The sequence below is a fragment of the Phenylobacterium sp. genome (assembly GCF_041919955.1).
In the GTDB taxonomy this organism is placed as follows: Bacteria; Pseudomonadota; Alphaproteobacteria; order Caulobacterales; family Caulobacteraceae; genus Phenylobacterium.
Genome location: NZ_JAYRSU010000002.1, coordinates 280,923 through 300,014, shown reverse-complemented (window position 1 = coordinate 300,014; position 19,092 = coordinate 280,923). Strand labels below are relative to the sequence as shown.

The following is a 19,092-nucleotide window of genomic DNA, read 5'->3' as shown; positions in this document are numbered from 1 at the left end:
GCCGTACGCGAATGGGCTCACCGATTGCAAAGTTCGTCCCTGCGCCGCGGCAGCTGCGCCGAAATGGGACAGGACCATGGGAAGGCCACTTACCGCGGTACGGCTGCTGGAAGTGGTCGCGACCGCCCTGATCGTCATCGCAATGTCCAATGCGCTGGTCGGCCCGCTGCTCGATCCGCTGCAGACGGGCGGCGATTCCAATCCGGTCCTGCGGCTGATGTGGCTGCCGATCTACGGCCTCATCGCGGCCCTGGCGGCGCTGCGTGTGCAGAAGCTGGCGCAGTACTGGCTGCCGGCGGCGATGTTCGGCCTGCTGATCGGCTGGGCCTTCGCCTCGGCGAGCTGGTCGCTGTTCCCGCAGATCAGCGAGCGTCGCGCGATCGCCGTCGCCGTCACCACCCTGTTCGGGCTCTATCTGGCGGCGGCCTATAGCGGCCGGATGCTGTCCGAAGTGCTGGCCGGGAGCTTTCTGGTCCTGGCGCTAGGCAGCTATTTCGTCTGCTTGGCGGTCCCGAGCCTGGGCGTCCACCACGACGTCAACGCCGGGCTGTGGCGGGGGCTCTGGTACGAGAAGAACCAGATGGGCGCGACCATGGTCTACGGCGCCCTGGCCGCCGTGACCGCCGCGATCCTGAGCCCGCCACGACGGCCGCTGTGGATTGCGACGCTCGTCCTCTGCGTGGGCCTCATCGTCATGACCCGGTCGGCCACGTCGGCCCTGGCCCTGGCGGTGGTGATGTGCGGGGTCTCGGTGCTGTCGTTCATGCGGCGCGGCCCGGCCGGCGCGATCGCCGCCGTGTGGATCGGCGTGACCTTCGCGACCCTGCTGGGCGCCGTCGTCGTGCTGGCGCCCGAGGCGCTCTACCAGGCGCTGGGCAAGGACCCCACCCTGACCGGCCGCACCCAGATCTGGCAGCTGGTCGAGCGCGCTTCGGACAAGGCGCCGCTGCTAGGCTATGGCTTCGCCGCATTCTGGGACGTGAAGTCTGCGCCGGCCAACTGGATCCGCGAGCAGCTGCAATGGGTCGTCCCGACCGCCCACAACGGCTGGCTGGATCTGAAGATCCAGCTCGGCGCCATCGGCGTGGCGATGTTCGGGGCGCTGCTGGCCAGTTCGATGATCGCGGGCCTGGTGCGCCGCGACTATCTGAAGGATTCCTACTTCGCGCTGCTGTTCCTGGCGGTCTACAGCCTGACCATCCTGTCGGAGAGCTTCATCCTCGCGCACAACAGCCTGCCCTGGGTGCTGGCCAGCGCCTGCATGGCCCGCGCTTTGGGGCCGCGGCCGGAGTCGAGCGCCATGGCCCTGCCCGCCCCGCCGAGCGTGCGGGCGGAGGGCGAGCTGCCCGAGCCCTATGTTCCGGCGCTGTTCGAAGAGAAGATCTGGCTGCCGCCGCCGCAGCCGCAGGACGGCCCGGCCGACTGGCGCAAGGCCGGGTGAGGCCAAGCGCGCTCTGGCGTTTCGCGCCGCACGCCTCTAAAGGGCGGCCATGAGCCAAGACGCCGTCCAGATCATCGCCCGCGGTCCCCGCGCCGTGGCCGAAGCCGCCGCCGCCGCCATCGACGCCGACCCGATGCTGGAGGGCGCCACCTATTCCATCCTGGAAGAGGACGAAGACCACGACGTCTGGCGCATCGACGCCTTCCCCACCACCAGCGAGGAAGCCGACGGGATCGTCGCCAAGCTGGCCGAATACAAGGGCATGAAGACGGTCGTCGAGAAACTGGCCGACGCCGACTGGCTGGCCATGGCGCTGTCGGGCCTGCCGCCGGTGCGGGCGGGCCGCTTCTTCGTGTTCGGCGCGCACGACAAGGGCCGGGCCCCGACCAACACCGTCAACCTGCGCATCGAGGCGGGCGCGGCCTTCGGCACCGGCCACCACGGCACCACCGTCGGCTGCCTGACCGCCTATGACGAGCTGATCAAGGCCCGCCGGTTCGACAAGGTGCTGGACGTCGGGGCCGGGACCGGGGTGCTGGCCATCGCCGCGGCGCGCACCGGCAGCAAGCTGGCGGTCGGCACCGACATCGACGGCCCCTCGGTGCGGATCAGCAACGAGAACGCCAAGCTCAACAAGTCGACCGCGCGGTTCGTCCACGCCTCGGGCCTGGGCCACCGGCTGGTAAGCCAGGCCGCGCCCTACGACCTGGTGTTCGCCAACATCCTTGCGCCGCCGCTGGTGGCGCTGTCGCAGGACATCAGGAAGGCGCTGAAGCCGGGCGGCTTCGCCATCCTGTCCGGGCTGCTGCGCACCCAGGAGCGGCGCGTGCTGGCGGCCTATCTCTCCAAGGGCTTCCGCCTGCACCGGCGGTTGCACCGCGACGCCTGGGCGACGCTGGTGCTCAAGCGAGCCTAGGAACCGCTGCAGGTGCGTGACGTTTCCCCGCGGTCGAGGGTGGGCAAGCCAACGACCGAGGAGAACGTCCATGGCCAATCCCAGTGAACCCGTCGAGCGGACGGTGATCGAGCAGCCGGCGACCATCCGGCGCGAAGAGATCCGCTCCGCGCCCGCGAGCTCCGGCTCCGGCAGTTCCGGCTGGTGGGTGGCGGCGCTGGTCGCCGTCATCGCCCTGGTCGGCGCCTTCTTCCTGTTCGGCCAGACCCGCAACGGCGAGGTCGACCTGCAAGCCGCGCGCGACAGCGGCCGCACCGAGGCGATGGCCGCCCAGGCGCAGTCGGCCGCCGCCGACGCCACCCGCGCTTCGGCCGATGCGGCCGCCAGCGTCGCCCAGGCCGGCCGCACCGCCGCCGACCGCGCGGCGGACGCGGCCGAGAAGACCGCCCAGTCCGCTCAAAACGTAGCGGCCAGCGCTGGCGACGCGGCTCAAGACGCCGCCGACACCGCGATCGAGCCGCTCAAGTGACCGGCGGGCGCGACGCCCATTCCTGCGCCAGCACGGCGTAGAGATAGGTGTCGCGCCAACCGCCCTCACGGGTCGGATGGTTGGCGCGCAGGACGCCTTCTCGGCGCATCCCGAGTTTTTCCATGATGGCGTAGGAGCCCGCGTTGCGGACGTCGCAGGTCGCCCAGAGGCGGTGAACGTCCAACTGCGTGAAAGCATGGTCGGCCAAGGCCCGGGCCGCTTCGTAGCCGTATCCCTGCCGCCACCACCGACTACCGTAGCTGTAGCCGATGTCGGCGTTACGATGCGGCCAAAGGCCAAGGCGGATCGAACCGATCACGCTCCCGGTCTCCAGATGCTGGACAGCCAGACCGATGTGGCTGCGGGGCCTGACCTGCGCGCGAGCGATCTCCTCGCCGAGAAAGAAGCGCGTCTGCTCCAGGGTGTTCGGACCCCAATCCATGTAGCGGACGGTCGCCGGGTCGCAGGCATAGGCGTGGACGTCCGCCTCGTCGTCGGGCGTGAACTCGCGCAGCAGGAGGCGCGGGGTGCGGATTTCGTAGGGCGGTTCCATGAGCTTCCTTTTGAGGGCTAAGGCCGCTCGGCGGAGGCTCGTCCAGCGTCGCCTGAACCCCTGCCGATGCGGCGGGGTCTGGCGTTCGCGAGCTTGAATTCAGCCCAGGCGAAGACGCACGGCCCCGAAGGAACCGCAGGAATTCGACAGGGCGGGCGCGTGACGCATAGCCGGATTATGCCGAAACTCGCGGCTGGGGTCGATAGGCGGGATCGGCTCACCCCTTGAGCATGTTCGCCGCCCGCGTGTAACCATAGGCCTCATAGAGCGTCCAAAGGCCCCCGGCGACGAACACAACGCCGACGATGAGGAACAACGTCATCAGGCCGAGCGCGACGAGCGTGGCTCCCATCAGATAGCCGACCACGGTCGGTATGCTGTAAACGGCCCGCGTTCCGTCGTTGCGCATCGCCAAGGCCTTGAACACGCCGTTCTTCTCGCGGCCGGCCAGGGTGACCTCGTCGCCATCCCGGATGTCGGGAACATCGACCAGCTTGATCTGGGCCGATCGCTCGCCGACGCGAAAGGCGATGACCTGGCCGGTGCCGATCGAACCGCCGTTGCGTCCGACGGATCCCCGCGTCTCGGTGGAATGGCGGATGCCGCTGGCGACGCCGCTCAAGGTCGTAAGCGCCATCATGTCCTCCTGCGCTCGAGGGTGGTCAGCCCGTGACGTCCCGAATGTCGTTCTCGCGCCACGGAGATGGCAGGCTCGATTGGGCGCAGTAGCGCGCGCTGTGCGCCCATCCGTGGGCGTTCTTCGAAGTGAACGCCGTGTCGCCGGACAATGTGTAGGTCGTCACGCCAACCTCAGGCGGCGCCTGGTCCTGCAGGTCGCCGCAGGCCTCCGTCACCCGATAGGTATTCGGGGCCAACCGCTCGATCTTCCGGAACTCGCAGAAGTCTCGCGCCCCGCCGACGCCGTTACGGCGCAGCAGCAAAACCGTGGCGTTCGAAGCTCGGGCGCAGGGCGTGTCGCTGGCGACGTAGTAGCCCCGCTTGAGCGGCAGGCCGGAAAAGGCCTCCGCCGCCCCGGATTTCGTCGGCGCCCCCGCGGCGCTGGCGGCGTCCTGACCGCACGCGGCGAGCATCACCGCAGGCAGGAACGCCGTGATCGCTCCCGATTTCGTCATCAGACCTACCCCTGAAAATCTCGACGCCCATGGTTAAGGTGACGAAGAACGACGTTCGTCCCCCAAATGGGGGAGAAATCGGCGTCGTTGGCAGTTGGCGGGCGCGACCGGCGCCCGCGTCCGGGACCGACGGGATCAAGGAGGCGCACATGCCGTCCGCAGACCTCTATGACGCAGCGGGCGTTTCCGGGCTTGTGGGACGGCTGTACGACGCCGCCCTGGACGACGCCCAGTGGGCGGGCATGGCGACGCATATCGCCGAGGCCTTCGGCTCCACCAGCACGATCTTGAAACTGCACGGCGAAGGCGCGCGGGTGGAGCTGTTGGAATTCACTGGCAACCTGATCGTGGCGGAGCGCGATCAGGCCTGGGCAGACCACTGGCATCGCCGTGATCTGTGGGTGACGCGCTCGGTCGCCCACGGCCTGTCCAGGGTCATTACCGACCAGGATCTGGTTACGCCGGAAGAGCAGGCGCGAAGCGGCTTTTATCAGGAATGGCTAAGCCGGCTGGATATCCATCATATGCTGGGGGCGGTGTTTCCGGCCGCCGACGGCGCGATCGGCGTGCTTGGCGTCCATCGCCCGCGGGAGGCCGGCGCATACGATGCGGTTGAGCGCCGTCAGGCAGCGCTGGTATTGCCTCACCTGCAGAGAGCCCTGCGCATAGGCCAGCGCCTGGCGGCGGCGCAGAGCGGGCGCCGCGCCATGCTGGATGCGTTCGATCGCCTCGACGCAGGCGTGCTGATATTGGACGCGGCCGGCCGCATTCTGCACGCCAATCGCGCAGCCCGGCAGATGTTCAGCGAGAACATAGAGTTGAGCGTCGTCCAAGGCCGCTTGGCCCTTCGCCAACCGAGGCTGCATGACCGCCTGCTGACCTTGCTGCGTGCAAGCCTCGATATCGCGCAGGGAAAGATCGGCGCGCCTGGCGGCGCCCTTTCCGTTCCTCGCATCGACCGCGCGCCGCTCGCGCTCGAAATCGCGCCGCTGCCTCCATCGGCGTCAGTGACGGGCTTGCAGCAGCCGGCCGTCCTGATCCATATCCGAGACCCAGAAGCGCCCCTTGCGGCGGCGCGCCTGCGCGAACTGTTCGGCCTTACCCGGTCGGAAAGCGTCGTAGCCGCCGCTCTGGGACGAGGCGCGTCCCTGGACGAGATCGCCGCCGAAACGGGTGTGGGCCTGGCGACCGTCCGATCGCACCTCAAACGCATTCTGGCCAAGACCGGCACTCACCGACAGGCGGAAGCCGCCGCGCTGCTGGCCCGCAGCGTCTCGGCCGCATCAAGTTCAGATCACTGACGCCCCAGCAGGCGTCAAATCGCCGATTGCGCGTCCAACTCGGCGCGCCAGTGGCGTTCGCGCTCCTTGAGCCAGGTGTCACGGCCGAGGGGGCCGAGGTCCTCGTTTTCAAGGGTTTCCAGCACCACGAATTCGAAGCCCGCCTCGCCGCCGGCGGCGGTCCAGGCGGCTTGCAGCGCCTTGTTGCGGTGGCTGCCGAGGCGCAGGGAGAAGAGCGAGGAATTGCGCTGTCCATCGAGGTTGCGCGAGGCGCCGACGAAGGCCGCCCCGGTCGTGCGGCAGCGCAGGGCGAAGATCCCGATCGGGACCTTTCGCTCCTTGTACTGGCGGATGGCCTCGCGGCGGTTGGTCTTGTCCATGGCCTCCAGATGAGCCCTCCGGCGGCCGATGTCAATTATACCCGGGTAAATTAATTAAGGCGCGAGGGACGCGCGACTCCCCTTACGGCCTCTAGGCGAAGGAGCCGCGAATGGACGGGCTGGCCATCACCCCGCGACGGGCGGTGTGGACGTTGGGGATCACCCAGCTCATCGGCTACGGCTGTTCCAGCTACCTGCCCGCCTCGCTGGCCGCTGCGCAGGCAAAGAGCCTGGGCGTCTCCACCGCCTTCGTGTTCGGCGCGTTCTCGGGCGCCCTGCTGCTGATGGGCCTGCTCGGTCCGGCGACCGGGCGGGCCGTCGACCGGCACGGCGCGCGCCGGCCGCTGGCGGCGGGCAGCATCGTGCTGGCCCTCGCCCTGATCGGCATGGCCCTGGCCCAGAGCCCGGCGCAGCTGGTCGCCGCCTGGCTCGTGCTGGGGATCGGCATGGCGCTGGCGCTCTACGACATCGCCTTCGCCGGCCTGGTCGGCTGGTTCGGGCTGGAGGCGCGGCGCTCGATCACCGGCGTCACCCTGATCGCGGGCTTCGCCAGCACCATCGCCTGGCCGCTGACCGCCTGGCTGGAGGCGACCCACGGCTGGCGCGTCGCGGCCCTGGTGTGGGCCGGCGCCAACCTGCTGATCGCCCTGCCCCTGCATCTGACGTTGCCACGGCCGGCGAAGACGTCTCACGCCGAGCCGGCGGATACGACGGCCGAAGACGAAGCCGAGCCGCCCAAGCACATTGCCTTGCAGATGACCCTGCTGGCCGTCGCCCTGGCGGTGATGTCGGGCATCGGGTCGATCATGGGCGCGCACCTGCCGCCGCTGCTGACCGGCCTGGGCGCCAGCGCGGCCGCGGCGGTGGCGGCCGGGATGCTGGTCGGGCCGGCCCAGGTCGCCGCGCGGCTGGCGGAATTCGTGCTGGTGCGGCGCATCCATCCGCTGGTCTCGGCGCGGGTTGCGGTCAGTCTGTTCCCCATCGGGGCGGCCCTCCTGCTGGCGCTGGGGCCGCTGGCCGCCGCGCCGTTCGCCGTGCTCTACGGAGCGGGCAACGGGCTCTTCACCATCGTCCGCGGGACCCTGCCGCTGGTGCTGTTCGGCAAGCGGAACTACGGCGAGCGGCTGGGGGCGCTGAGCGTCGCCTCGCGGCTGGTCGGGGCGGTCGCGCCGCTGCTGTTCGCACTGGGCCTGGCCCGGTCGGTGGAATGGTCCCTCGGCCTGCTGATCGCCGCCTGCGTGCTGGCGCTTGGCTGCCTGTTCGCCCTGCGCAAACCCGCCGGCTAGGGTGGCGCGCGAGGGCCGGCGGGACTAAGTTCCCGGCCATGTATCAGACCTTCGACGAAACCACCGATCCGTCCTTCGGACCGAAGCACGTCCCCCTGATCCGCGCCGCCATGAAGGCGCAGGGCCTAGACGGCTTCCTGGCGCCGCACGAGGACGAGCACCAGAACGAATACCTGCCGGCGGCCAACGACCGCCTGGGCTGGGCCAGCGGGTTCACCGGCTCGGCCGGGGCCGCGGTGATCATGGCCGACAAGGCCGCGATCTTCGTCGACGGCCGCTACACCCTGCAGGTCCGCGACCAGGTGGACCAGGGCGTCTTCGAGATCCGCGACCTGGTCGAGGGGGGCGTGCCCGCCTATCTCGAGACCGCTACGACGCACGGCCAGGTGATCGGCTACGATCCGCGCCTCCACTCGCCCGACGCGTTGGAGCGGCTGAAGGCCGCCGTCGCCAAGACCGGCGCCAGCCTGAAGCCGGTCGAGCGCAACCCGCTGGACGAGGCCTGGGGCGCGGCGCGTCCGCCCCAGCCGACCGCGCCGGTCGTGCCCCATCCGCTCGAGTATTCCGGCGAGGAGTCGAGCGCCAAGCGCGCGCGGATCGGCGAAGCCCTGAAGGGCAAGAACGCCGACGCCACGGTGCTGACCGCCCCCTCGTCCATCGCCTGGCTGTTCAATGTGCGCGGCGGCGACGTGATCCGCTCGCCCCTGCCGCTGGGCCAGGCGATCCTGAACCAGGACGGTTCGGCGCGCCTGTTCCTCGATCCGGTGAAGGTATCCCCCGAACTGCGGGCCTGGCTGGGCAACGAGGTGCGGCTGGAGACCCCGGACGAGTTGCCGGCGGCCCTGGCCGAGTTGAAGGGCAAGCGGGTGCTGGTCGATCCGGGCCAGTCCTCGGCCTGGTACTTCGACAGCCTGTCCAGGGCCGGCGCCGAGGTGGTGCGGGGCGATGATCCCTGCGCCCTGCCGCGGGCCTGCAAGAACGCCGTCGAGATCGCCGGCACGACCGAGGCCCACGCCCGCGACGGCGTGGCGGTGACCCGGTTCCTGCACTGGGTGGCGACGGAGGCGCAGGGCCGCACCGTCGACGAGGTGGAGGTGGTGACGAGGCTGGAAGGCTTCCGCCAGGACACCGGCGCGCTGAAGGACCTGTCGTTCGACACGATCGCCGGCGCAGCCTCCAACGGGGCCATCGTTCACTACCGCCCGACCACGCGGCTGAACAAACCGACGGAGCAGGGCTCGCTGCTGCTGGTGGACTCGGGCGCCCAGTACCTGGACGGCACCACCGACATCACGCGCACGGTCGCCATTGGCGAGCCGAGCCAGGAGATGCGCGAGCGCTTCACCCTGGTCCTGAAGGGCCACCTCGCCCTGGCCGCGATCCGCTTCCCGGCCGGAACCACCGGGTCGGCGCTGGACGCCCTCGCGCGCGCGCCGCTGTGGAACGCCGGCCTCGACTACGATCACGGGACCGGCCACGGGGTCGGCTCGTACCTCGGCGTGCACGAGGGACCGCAGCGGATATCCAAGCTGCCGAACTTCGTGGCCCTGCGGCCCGGCATGATCCTGTCGAACGAGCCGGGCTACTACAAGGAAGGCGCCTACGGCATCCGCATCGAGAATCTGCAGTACGTGACCGAGGCCTCGCCGATCGCGGGCGGCGAACGGCCGATGCTGGGCTTTACGACCTTGACCCTGGCGCCGATCGACCGGCGCCTGATCGTGGCGGAGATGCTCTCGCCCGCCGAGCGCGCCCAGATGGACGCCTATCACGCGCGCGTGCTGGCCGTGGTCGGCCCGCGGCTGGAGCAGGCGGACGTCCGCGCCTGGCTCGAAGCGGCCTGCGCGCCGCTCTAGCGAGGTCGGCTTAAGCGGCCCCCGGACCGAGCGCCGGGGACCGCTCCGCCGTCGTCAGGCCAGGATCATGGACGCCCGGCGACGGCGCAGGCCGGCCCCCGCCAGCCCGAAGCCCGTGATCATTATCGCCCAGGTGGCCGGCTCCGGGACGGCCGAGCCGACCAGCTCGACTTTCAGGGTCGCAGGACCGGCGTTGCCGGCGCAGCACTGCGGGTGCTGGAAATTGTTGATCGGCCAATTGGCGTTCGAATAGAAGCCGACCGCGCCGAACGCCCCTGGCTGGAAGAAGTAGAACCCGCCGCCGCCGCCCGAGCCGTCGACATTGACGTGGCCGAACGACAGGAAGTCGCCTTCCGAGGCTGGGAAACTGGTCGGGGTTGGCTGGAACTCCATCTTCTCGCAGGCGAAGGCCGGGTTCTGGATCGAACACGCATCCGGCAGGACGGTCTGCCAGGACGTGATGAAGTCCTGCGCCAGATAGGTGAAGCTGATCGCGCCCTCATCCTGGGCGCTGCCGACGAAGGTGTAACGGACGGCGGCCTGCGCACCGGCCGGTGCGGCCAGCATGGCCAGGGCGAGTGCGGCGCCGGCCAGCCGGCCGGACGTAATCTTTGATCGAGCGCTCATGGCGACCCCCTAAGAGCTGTGGCTATCAAAGGGGTATGCGTAAGGACGCCGGAAAGCGGGCCACTGGACGGGCGGAAATTACCCCCTACTCGCCCGCCATCTTCAGGATCGCCGCCCATTCGGCGTCGCTGACAGGGGAGACCGAGAGGCGGCCCTGGCGCAACATGGCCATGTCGGCGAGGGCGGGGTTGGCCTTCATGTCGGCGAGGGTGACCGAGGTTTTCAGCTTGCGGACCGGGGTCAGCTCGACGGCGACGAACTTGCCTGTCGGGTCGGAGGCGTCGGGGAAGGCTTCCTTGGCGACCTGAGCGATCGCCACCACGTCCTTGCCCTCCTGCGAGTGGTAGAAGAACACCTGGTCGCCGACCTTCATCGCCTTCAGGTGGCCGGCGGCGGCGAAGTTGCGCACCCCGTCCCAGACGGTGCGGCCGTCACGCTCAAGGTCGGCGTAGGAATAGGTGTCGGGTTCGGACTTCACGAGCCACTTGGACGCCACGGCGGTTTCCTCCTGATCCGGCGGGCGACCAAGTCACCCAGCATCAACATGCAGTCATAGGGCGTGGAAAAGAACTCCTTGCCCACATAGGCCGCCCAGCGACCCGGCCCAAGATGCGGGCGGTCGAGCGGCATAGGCGGGCGGACGACCCGGTAGCCCAGCATGGCGAGCAGCATCGCGCAGCGCGGCTGGTGGAAGCGGCTGGTGCAGACGACGACCTCACCGACGTCCCGGCGGGCGGCGAGGATCTCATGGCAAAGACGGACGGACTGCAGGGTGTCGAGGGCCGCTCCCTCGACCAGGACGCGCTCGGCGCGCGCGCCGCCGGCGGTCAGATGCCCGGCCATCACCTGGGCCTCGACATGGCCCTCGCGCCCCAGCCCGCCGGTGGTGAGGAACCAGGGATCGTCGATCGCCCGGGCCGCGGCCAGCGCGCCCTCGATGCGACGTCGCAGGACGCCGCTGGGGCGGCCGTCGGGGCGGACTGCGGCGCCGAAGATGACCATATAGGTCGCCAAACTCTGTGGCTCAGCCGCCGCCGACCAGGGCCAGCCACTCGTCCTCGGTCATGACTTGGACGCCCAGGTCGGTCGCGGTCTTGAGCTTGGATCCGGCGCCGGGCCCCGCCACCACCAGGTCGGTCTTCTTGGAGACCGAGCCGGAGACCTTGGCGCCCAGCGCCTCGGCCTGGGCCTTGGCTTCGTCGCGGGTCATCTTCTCCAGGCTGCCGGTGAAGACGATGGTCTTGCCGGCGACGGCGGTGTCGGTCTTGGGCCGCTCGGCGGGGATCACCTCGTCGAGCTGGGCCAGCAGGGCGTCAACCTTGGCGTGGTTGTGCGGCTCGGCGAAGAATTCGGCGATCATGCGTGCGGCGACCGGGCCGACCGCATCGACGCCCGAGAGCTCCCGGAAATCCTCGCCCGGCGCCTGGGCGGCGGCCTCGCGGGCGACAGCGGCGATCGCGTCCCAATCGCCGAAGCGCTCGATCAGGGCGGCGCGGGCGCGCGAGTTGAGCTTGGGGATCGCCAGCTGCAGGCGCTTGTCCAGCGAGACGTCGTCCGGCACGAGACCAAGGTCGTTCCCACCGAAGTCGAGCACGGCCCGCACGCCGGTCGGGCCCAGCCCCTCCAGTTCGGTCAGCGCCAGATAGCCGCCGCCCGCCCGCTGGGCGGCCGCGGCGTTGGCGACGGCGATGAAGCGATCGACCGTCTCGAAGTGACGGGCCAGGGCCATCGAGGTGGTCTCGCCGACATGGCGCACGCCAAGGCCGAAGATGAAGCGGTCGAGCGGAATGCGCCGCTTGGCGTTGATGGCGGCGACCAGATTACTGATCGAGGTCTCGCCGTAGCCATCGGTGGCGCGCAGCTCGGCCAGCTTCTCCTCGTCGCGGGCCAGGCGGAAGATGTCGGCCGGCTCGGCCACCCAGCCCTTCTCGAAGAAGAAGGTGAGCTGCTTCTCGCCCAGGCCTTCGATGTCGTAGGCGCGGCGGGACACGAAGTGGCGCAGATGCTCGATCCGCTGGAACGGGCAGGCGAACTCGCCCGAGCAGCGGCGGACCACGGTCTCGGCGCCGGCGGCCGTCGTCTCCTTGACGATCGGGGTCTTCAGATCGCAGGGGCAGACGGTGGGAAACTCGTAGGGAACCGCGCCCGCCGGGCGCTCCTCGGGCACGTAGCCGAGGATCTGCGGGATCACGTCGCCGGCCCGTTGCAGGATCACCGTGTCGCCGATGCGCACATCCTTGCGGGCGATCTCGTCGGCGTTGTGCAGGGTGGCGTTGACCACCACCACACCGCCGACCGTGACCGGATGCAGGCGCGCGACGGGCGTGATCGCCCCGGTGCGGCCGACCTGGATGTCGATGGCCTCAAGGATCGTGCGGGCCTGCTCGGCCGGGAACTTGCGCGCCACCGCCCACCGCGGCGTGCGGGTGATGAAGCCCAGGCGATGCTGCCAGTCGAGGCGGTCGACCTTGTAGACCACGCCGTCGATGTCGTAGCCGAGGTGCGGGCGAACCGCTTCCATCGCCGAATAGGCGTCCAGCAGGCCCTGGCCCGAGACCACGCGGCGGCTTTCGGGAGTCGTCTTGAAACCCCAGTCCTTGAGCTTGGCCAGCGCTTCCCACTGGGTCTGGGCGAACGGCTCGCTGATCAGGCCCCAGGCGTAGGCGAAGAACTTCAGCGGCCGGGTAGCGGTGATCTTCGGGTCGATCTGGCGCAGGGAGCCGGCGGCGGAGTTGCGCGGGTTGGCGTAGGTCTTCAGACCCGCCGCCGCATTCGCGGCGTTGAGGGCGGCGAACTCCTCGTGCCCCAGATAGACCTCGCCGCGGATCTCGATGACGTCGGGCCAGCCCGAGCCGGAAAGGCGCCCCGGGATGTCGGCGATCGTGCGCAGGTTCTCGGTGACGTCCTCGCCCACCCGGCCGTCGCCGCGGGTCGCGCCCTGGACGAAGACGCCCTTCTCATAGCGCAGCGACGCCGAGAGGCCGTCGATCTTCGGCTCGGCCGTGTAGCCGATCTCCTCGGCGCCCGAGAGGCGCAGGAAGCGGCGGATGCGGGCGTCGAACTCCAGCGCGTCCTCGTTGGAGAAGGCGTTGTCGAGGCTGAGCATGGGCACGCCGTGCTCGACCGGCGCGAACTGCTCGGACCGCGCGGCGCCGACCCGCAGCGACGGGGAGTTATCGCGGACGAGATGGGGGAAGGCCGTTTCCAGCTCGGTATTGCGGCGCTTGAGGGCGTCGTACTCCGCGTCCGAGATCGTCGGCGCGTCCTCGCGATGATAGGCGATGTCGTGGCGCGCGAGCTCGTCGGCGAGGCGGGTAAGTTCCTCGACGGCTTCGGCTTCGGAGAGGTCGGCGGCGGGCTTGTCGGTCATTCGGTTTCCCCCCTTCGGGGAGCGCCTTGGTCGGTCGCCTCACGCATCCATCAGGGCCCTGGCGGCGGCGCGGGCGGCGTCGGTGATCTGGGCGCCGGCGAGCATGCGGGCGATCTCTTCCTCGCGGTCGGCGGGCGACAGGGTCTCGACGACGGTGCGCAGGCGCTCGGCGTCGCCGCCCTTGGAGATGCGCCAGTGGGCCTCGCCGCGCGCGGCGACCTGGGGGGAATGGGTGACGACCAGCACCTGGGCGTCGGCGGCAAGGCGCTTGAGGCGCAGGCCGACCGCGTCGGCCACGGCCCCGCCCACGCCCTGGTCGACCTCGTCGAAGATCATCAGCGGCTGCGGCCCCTCTGCGCGGCCTGCCAGCGAGGCCTTCAGCGCCAGGGCGAAGCGCGCCAGTTCGCCGCCCGAGGCGATGGCGCCCAGGTCGCCGAACGGCGCGCCGGGATTGGTGGCGACCTCGAAGGCGACGCGGTCGAGACCCGTCGGACCGGCGCGGTCCTCGGAGAGCGGTTCGACGGCGACGCGGAAGCGGGCCTTGTCGAGCTTCAGGGGGCCGAGTTCGGCCATGACCGAAGCGGCCAGCCGCTCACCGGCCGCGCGGCGGCCTTCGCTCAGCTTGCCGGCGGCGTCGAGATAGGCGGCGCGGGCGGCGGCGACCGCAGCATTGGCCGCTTTCAGGTCGTCTTCCGAGTTTTCCATGGCCCGCAGCTTCTCTGCGAAGCGCACGCGCAGGACCGGAAGTTCCTCGACGCTGACCTGGAGCTTGCGCGCCATGCCGCGCAGTTCGAACAGGCGCTCCTCGGTCTTTTCCAGCTGGTCGGGGCGGAAGTCGAAGGCCTCGGCCGCGGCGTCGACGGCGGCCTCGGCTTCCTGGGCCTCGCTGAACACGCGGTCGATGGCGGCGCTGGCGGCGGCGAGGCGGACGACGGCGGGGCTGTCCTCCCCTGCTCCCGCGGCGAGCGCGCGGGTGCGGGCGTGTTCGACCGCGCGTACGGCGTGGGCGAGACGGGCGGAGAGGCCCTCGAAGGCCTGGCCAGCCTCTGCGATGTCGGAGAGCGCCTTTTCCGACGCGCCGAGGATGGCGCGCTGTTCGGCTAAAGCCGGCTCCTCGCCCTCCTGCGGATCCAGGCGGTCGAGCTCGGAGAGGCGCAGGCTCAGTTCTTCGGACTCGGCCGCCGCGCGCGCGACGACGGCGGCCAGTTCGTCGGCGCGCACGCGGGCGGCGCGCCATTCGGTCCAGGCTTCGGACACCGCCTGGGCCTGGCCGCGCAGGGCGCCGTAGGCGTCGAGCAGCGGGCGATGGGTGCGGGCATCGAGGAGGCCGACGGTCTCGTGCTGGCCGTGGACCTCGAGCAGCAGTTCGCCGATCTCGCGCAGGACCGTGGCGCTGGTGGCCTGGTCGTTGACGAAGGCGCGGCTGCGGCCGTCGGCGCTGAGCGTGCGCCGCAGGACCAGGTCCTCGTCGCGGGCGTAGGAGATGCCCTTGTCCTCCAGCACGTCCCAGACCGGATGATCGGGGGTCGGCGCGAAGACCGCCGACACCGCCGCCTGGGAGGCGCCCTGGCGCACGAGGCCGGCGTCAGCGCGCGCGCCCACGGCCAAGCCCAGGCTGTCGAGGATGATCGACTTGCCCGCCCCGGTTTCACCCGTCAGCGCGGTCAGGCCCGGGCCGATGGACAGGTCCAGGGCCTCGATGAGCACGACGTCGCGGATCCAAAGTCCGATCAACATGGCGGCAAGATCGCCTGGAATCAGCCGGTTCGGAAGACGCTAGGTTCGCCTTAGGTTCTTATTTGTCGTCGCCGCCCAGGCCAGGAATGCGCGAGAGAAGACCGCGCTTCTTCTTCGGCGCGGGCTTGGCCTCGTCGGCCGCGGGCTTGTCGGCTTCGGCCGGCGGAGCCTGCAGGGTCGGCGCGGCCGCTTCAGCGGCGGGCGCGGGGCCCTGGTCGCCAGCCGGCGGCTTGATGGTGGCGTCCTTGTCCTTCACGAACGGCAGGCGCGAGACCAGGCTGCGGCGTTCCTCGCGATGCGGCTCGACCGCCGGGCGCAGGCCCTTGTCGGTCAGCAGCTTGTAGGCGTCGCGGTACCAGGCGTCGCCCGGATAGTTGTAGCCGAGGACCGCGCCGTTGCGCTTGGCTTCCTCGATCAGGCCCAGCGTCAGGTACGACTCAACCAGGCGATAGAGCGCCTCGGGCGTGTGGCTGGTGGTCTGATAGCGGTCGATCACGGTCTTGAAGCGGCCGACGGCCGCGAGCGTGTCGCCCTGGCGCAGATAGTAGCGGCCAATGGTCATTTCCTTGCCGGCCAGCTGGTCGTTGACCATGTCGATCTTCAGGCGGGCGTCGGCGGCGTATTCGGTGCGCGGATAGCGCTGGACGATCTCGGTCAGGTTCGAGAGCGCCTGGCCGGTGGCGGCCTGGTCGCGGCCCACGTCGACGATCTGCTCGAAGTAGCAGATGGCCTTCAGATAGTGCGCATAGGCGGCCGCGGGGTTGCCCGGATAGAGCGAGATGAAGCGGTCGGCGTCGCCGATGGCCTCGGCGTAATCGTTGCCCTGGTAATGGGCGTAGGCGGTCATCAGGATCGCGCGGCGCGACCATTCCGAATAGGGGTGCTGGCGCTCCACCTCGCCGAAGTACTGCACGGCCTGATTCCAAAGGCCGCGATCGAGGCGGTCGGCCCCCGTCGCGTAGAGCAGCTCCACCGGGCGCTCTTCATAGGCCAGACGAGGCTTTTTCTGTTTACCAGCACAGGCGGCCAGGGCGAGCGCGGCGCAGCCGACGACGAGAGCCGTGCGAGTCCGGGAATTGCGAAGCAAGGACACCTTCACCTCAAAAGGATCGACGCGCGCCCCCGCGCCGCGAGTCCCCGCTTCTACAGCATGGAATGCAGGGCGCAAATGCGGCGGAGCGCAATGATGGGCTCCGTGCTCGGACGTCGTCCTCAACTCAAGTTCAAATCTCCGCCAAAGCGTAGGGCGCGGCGAAAATTGCGATGACCGCCTAGACCGCCTGGGCCAGTTCCGGCGCGAGGGTGCGGTAGCGCCAGGACTTCGGCGAGGCCAGCAGGGCGCGGACGAGCTGGTTGTTCAGGCCGTGGCCGGCCAGGACGCCTTCGAAGCGGCCGAGGATCGGCGCGCCCAGCACATAGAGGTCGCCGATGGCGTCGAGCGCCTTGTGGCGCACGAATTCGTCCGGGCGGCGCAGGCCTTCCGGATTGAGGATGCGGTCGCCCTCGATGACGACGGCGTTCTCCATCGAGCCGCCGCGGGCCAGACCGATCGAGCGCAGATATTCGACCTCGTGCAGGAAGCCGAAGGTGCGGCAGTCAGCCAGTTCGTCGCGGAACGCCTGCTCGTCCATGACCAGGTCGACGGTCTGGCGGCCGATGGCCGCGGACGGGAAGCGGATCTCGAAGGCGACCTCGAACTGGTCGGCCGGCAGCAAGGCGGCGCGCTTGTCGCCCTCGACATATTCGATGGGCTCGAGGATCTCGATATAGCCGCGCAGCGCGTCCTGCGGACGGCGGCCGGCGCGGTCGAGGATCTGGACGAACGGCAGGGACGAGCCGTCCATGATCGGCATTTCCGGACCGTCGAGCTCGACCACGGCGTTATCGATCCCAAGCATGACCAGGGCGGCCATCAGGTGCTCGATGGTCGAGACCGAGACGCCGGCGGCGTTCTCGATGACGGTGCCCAGCTGAGTCTTGGTCACGGCTTCGCCGGTCGCCGGCACGCGATTGTCGCGGTCGGTCACGTCGGTGCGCACGAAGACGACGCCGGAGTTGACCGGGGCGGGACGAACGGCGACGCGGGTGTAAGCGCCCGTGTGGACCCCGACGCCAGCGAAGATGGCGGGGCCTTGCAGGGTGTGCTGAAACTCTTGTGCGCGCAAAACTCGCCGCCTTCCTCGTTCGGACAATACGGCCGGATGGCCGCATAACGCCCCAACTGTCAGGTAAGGGTGATGCCGCGCCGCAGCAAAACACTTCCTGTTTCGCAATGTTTCGATTTGGCACGGTTAAGAATCCCTTAGGATTCAATGACTCGCGCCAAAAAGCAGAACGGCCGGGCTGGGCCCGGCCGTTCGCCTGTAAAGAGTGTCCTGCGACCTAGTTCGCCAGGCGGCGCAGGAACGACGGGATTTCCAGATCGTCTTGGTTCTCGACCTGGGCCTCCTCCATCGGCTGCTCGACCGGCATGGCGCTGGTGCGGCTGACGGCTTGGCGGGTCGGCTGCGGCGCGGGCTGCTGGTCGTAGCGCGGGCGGCTGCCGAACAGGCTGAGGAAGCCGCCGCGTTGGGGACGGCGTTCCTCGTAGGCCGGCTGGCTGAAGAGCGGCTCTTCCATCTCCTCGACCGCCGGATCGACGATCTTGGTGATCGGGCGACTGATCTGCGGTTCCGGCGCGGCGGCGACCACAGGGGCCGGGGCCGGCGCAGCGTACAGGTCGCCCTGCTCTTCTTCCTCGAAGGCGGCGATGGTCGGTTCCGGCTCGGGCGCGGCGGCGACGGGCGTGACCGGGGTCGGCGGAACGTAGGCGGCGGGTTCCGGATAGCGCGGCGCCGGCGGAGCGGCCGGCCGCTCGGCGTAGGTCGGAGTCGGCGCGGGACGCTCATAGGCGGCCGCCGGACGGATCACCGGCTCGGTCACCGGAGCCGGACGCGAGGTTTCGGCGCGCAGCGGCGGGGCGGTGAGCGGCTTGCGCTCGACCTTGGGCTCGATAGCGGCGATCGAGGCGCCATCCATGCCGGTGGCGACCACAGACACGCGGATCATGCCGTCCAGCGACGGGTCGAAGGCCGCGCCGAAGATGATGTTGGCCTCGGTGTCCACCTGCTCGGAGATGGCGTTGGCCGCCTCGTCGACTTCCAACAAGGTCATGTCCAGGCCGCCGGTCACGTTGACCAGCACCGCCTTGGCGCCCTTCAGCGAGACTTCGTCCAGCAGCGGGTTGGCGATGGCGTTCTGAGCGGCCATCAGGGCGCGGTCTTCGCCAGTAGCCTCGCCGGTGCCCATCATCGCCTTGCCCATCTCGGTCATGACCGTGCGGACGTCGGCGAAGTCGAGGTTGATCAGGCCCGGCAACACCATCAGATCGGTGATCGAGCGCACGCCCGAGTGCAGGACCTGGTCGGCCATGCCGAATGCCTCGGCGAAGGTCGTCCGCTCGTTGGCGACGCGGAACAGGTTCTGGTTCGGGATGACGATCAGGGTGTCGACATAGCGCTGCAGCTCGCCGATGCCGGCGTCGGCCAGGCGCATCCGGTGGCGACCTTCGAAGTGGAAGGGCTTGGTCACCACGCCGACCGTCAGGATGCCGCGCTCACGGGCGCACTTGGCGATGATCGGGGCCGCGCCGGTGCCGGTGCCGCCGCCCATGCCGGCGGTGATGAAGATCATGTGGGCCCCGTCGAGGTGCTCGCCGATCTCCGGGATCGACTCCTCGGCCGCGCTCATCCCGACTTCCGGATGCGCCCCTGCCCCGAGACCCTGGGTCACCTGGACCCCGAGCTGGATGCGGCGGTCGGTCTTGGCGAAGGCGAGCTGCTGGGCGTCGGTGTTCGCGACGACGAACTCCACGCCCTCGAGGCCGGCCTCGATCATGTTGTTGACCGCGTTGCCCCCGGCGCCCCCGACGCCGAACACAACGATCCGCGGCTTCAGTTCGGTCGCGCGCGGCGCGGAAAGTGCGATAGCCATTGGGACCCTGTGTCTCCGTACCGTGGTCAAGGG

The 19,092-nt window shown here is 69.7% G+C and carries 18 protein-coding genes; 6 read left to right on the top strand and 12 right to left on the bottom strand.

The genetic code is table 11. The features are described from left to right. The first annotated feature begins 76 nt into the window (after positions 1–76). From ACE3T2_RS03215 to ACE3T2_RS03205, 3 genes are all read left to right on the top strand, one after another. Positions 77–1,441 carry an O-antigen ligase family protein gene (locus tag ACE3T2_RS03215; RefSeq protein ID WP_374654631.1) on the top strand — a complete coding sequence of 455 codons (1,365 nt, stop codon included), beginning with the start codon at positions 77–79 and terminating at the stop codon, positions 1,439–1,441. A 49-nt stretch (positions 1,442–1,490) separates the two neighbouring features. Beyond that, on the top strand, positions 1,491–2,357 hold the full coding sequence (locus ACE3T2_RS03210) for a 50S ribosomal protein L11 methyltransferase (protein ID WP_374654629.1): 867 nt from the start codon (positions 1,491–1,493) through the stop codon (positions 2,355–2,357). A gap of 70 nt (positions 2,358–2,427) precedes the next feature. Next, complete coding sequence (locus tag ACE3T2_RS03205) at positions 2,428–2,865, top strand: hypothetical protein (RefSeq protein WP_374654627.1); 438 nt, start codon at positions 2,428–2,430, stop codon at positions 2,863–2,865. On the opposite strand, the gene ACE3T2_RS03200 is transcribed toward ACE3T2_RS03205, so the two are convergent. The 3 genes from ACE3T2_RS03200 to ACE3T2_RS03190 form a co-directional block, all read right to left on the bottom strand. Beyond that, entirely contained in the window at positions 2,858–3,418 is a 561-nt protein-coding gene (locus tag ACE3T2_RS03200) for a GNAT family N-acetyltransferase (RefSeq protein WP_374654625.1), read from the bottom strand. The two genes, ACE3T2_RS03205 and ACE3T2_RS03200, sit on opposite strands and share 8 nt — an antisense overlap. Positions 3,419–3,635: 217 nt before the next feature. Then, positions 3,636–4,040 carry a hypothetical protein gene (locus ACE3T2_RS03195; protein ID WP_374654623.1) on the bottom strand — a complete coding sequence of 135 codons (405 nt, stop codon included), beginning with the start codon at positions 4,038–4,040 and terminating at the stop codon, positions 3,636–3,638. A 40-nt stretch (positions 4,041–4,080) separates the two neighbouring features. After that, complete coding sequence (locus ACE3T2_RS03190) at positions 4,081–4,551, bottom strand: hypothetical protein (protein ID WP_374654621.1); 471 nt, start codon at positions 4,549–4,551, stop codon at positions 4,081–4,083. A 149-nt stretch (positions 4,552–4,700) separates the two neighbouring features. Between ACE3T2_RS03190 and ACE3T2_RS03185 the strand changes: the two genes are divergently transcribed. Next, on the top strand, positions 4,701–5,852 hold the full coding sequence (locus tag ACE3T2_RS03185; RefSeq protein WP_374654619.1) for a helix-turn-helix transcriptional regulator: 1,152 nt from the start codon (positions 4,701–4,703) through the stop codon (positions 5,850–5,852). A gap of 14 nt (positions 5,853–5,866) precedes the next feature. Here ACE3T2_RS03185 and ACE3T2_RS03180 read toward each other — a convergent pair whose 3' ends face one another. Further along, positions 5,867–6,211: a GIY-YIG nuclease family protein gene (locus ACE3T2_RS03180; RefSeq protein ID WP_374654617.1), complete on the bottom strand. Its 345-nt coding sequence runs from the start codon at positions 6,209–6,211 to the stop codon at positions 5,867–5,869. 110 nt (positions 6,212–6,321) lie between these two features. Here ACE3T2_RS03180 and ACE3T2_RS03175 point away from each other — a divergent pair, with 110 nt between their 5' ends. Both ACE3T2_RS03175 and ACE3T2_RS03170 read left to right on the top strand, forming a co-directional pair. Continuing rightward, the gene (locus tag ACE3T2_RS03175; RefSeq protein ID WP_374654615.1) at positions 6,322–7,497 is read left to right on the top strand and encodes an MFS transporter; all 1,176 of its coding nucleotides are present in this window, start codon (positions 6,322–6,324) and stop codon (positions 7,495–7,497) included. 38 nt (positions 7,498–7,535) lie between these two features. Then, on the top strand, positions 7,536–9,353 hold the full coding sequence (locus ACE3T2_RS03170) for an aminopeptidase P family protein (RefSeq protein WP_374654613.1): 1,818 nt from the start codon (positions 7,536–7,538) through the stop codon (positions 9,351–9,353). A 54-nt stretch (positions 9,354–9,407) separates the two neighbouring features. Here the strand turns inward: ACE3T2_RS03170 and ACE3T2_RS03165 are convergent, their stop codons facing one another. The 8 genes from ACE3T2_RS03165 to ftsZ form a co-directional block, all read right to left on the bottom strand. Continuing rightward, positions 9,408–9,980, bottom strand: coding sequence for a PEPxxWA-CTERM sorting domain-containing protein (locus tag ACE3T2_RS03165; RefSeq protein WP_374654611.1), 573 nt, complete (start codon positions 9,978–9,980; stop codon positions 9,408–9,410). 85 nt (positions 9,981–10,065) lie between these two features. Continuing rightward, a complete protein-coding gene (locus ACE3T2_RS03160) occupies positions 10,066–10,476 on the bottom strand; it encodes an EVE domain-containing protein (protein WP_374654609.1) in 411 nt (136 codons plus the stop codon). Next, positions 10,455–10,982: a YdcF family protein gene (locus tag ACE3T2_RS03155; protein WP_374654607.1), complete on the bottom strand. Its 528-nt coding sequence runs from the start codon at positions 10,980–10,982 to the stop codon at positions 10,455–10,457. Before ACE3T2_RS03155 ends, ACE3T2_RS03160 begins: the two co-directional genes overlap by 22 nt. 22 nt (positions 10,983–11,004) lie before the next feature. Next, entirely contained in the window at positions 11,005–13,350 is a 2,346-nt protein-coding gene (gene ligA / locus ACE3T2_RS03150; protein ID WP_374654605.1) for an NAD-dependent DNA ligase LigA, read from the bottom strand. 39 nt (positions 13,351–13,389) lie between these two features. After that, positions 13,390–15,087 carry a DNA repair protein RecN gene (gene recN, locus ACE3T2_RS03145; protein ID WP_374654603.1) on the bottom strand — a complete coding sequence of 566 codons (1,698 nt, stop codon included), beginning with the start codon at positions 15,085–15,087 and terminating at the stop codon, positions 13,390–13,392. Between the two features lie 58 nt (positions 15,088–15,145). Beyond that, positions 15,146–16,174, bottom strand: a complete 1,029-nt coding sequence (locus ACE3T2_RS03140; protein ID WP_374654601.1) for an outer membrane protein assembly factor BamD — start codon at positions 16,172–16,174, stop codon at positions 15,146–15,148. A gap of 184 nt (positions 16,175–16,358) precedes the next feature. Further along, positions 16,359–17,252 (bottom strand): UDP-3-O-acyl-N-acetylglucosamine deacetylase, encoded by an 894-nt coding sequence (lpxC, locus tag ACE3T2_RS03135; RefSeq protein WP_374654599.1) that lies wholly within the window; start codon positions 17,250–17,252, stop codon positions 16,359–16,361. A 217-nt stretch (positions 17,253–17,469) separates the two neighbouring features. Beyond that, positions 17,470–19,059, bottom strand: coding sequence for a cell division protein FtsZ (ftsZ, locus tag ACE3T2_RS03130; protein WP_374654597.1), 1,590 nt, complete (start codon positions 19,057–19,059; stop codon positions 17,470–17,472). Positions 19,060–19,092: the final 33 nt, after the last annotated feature.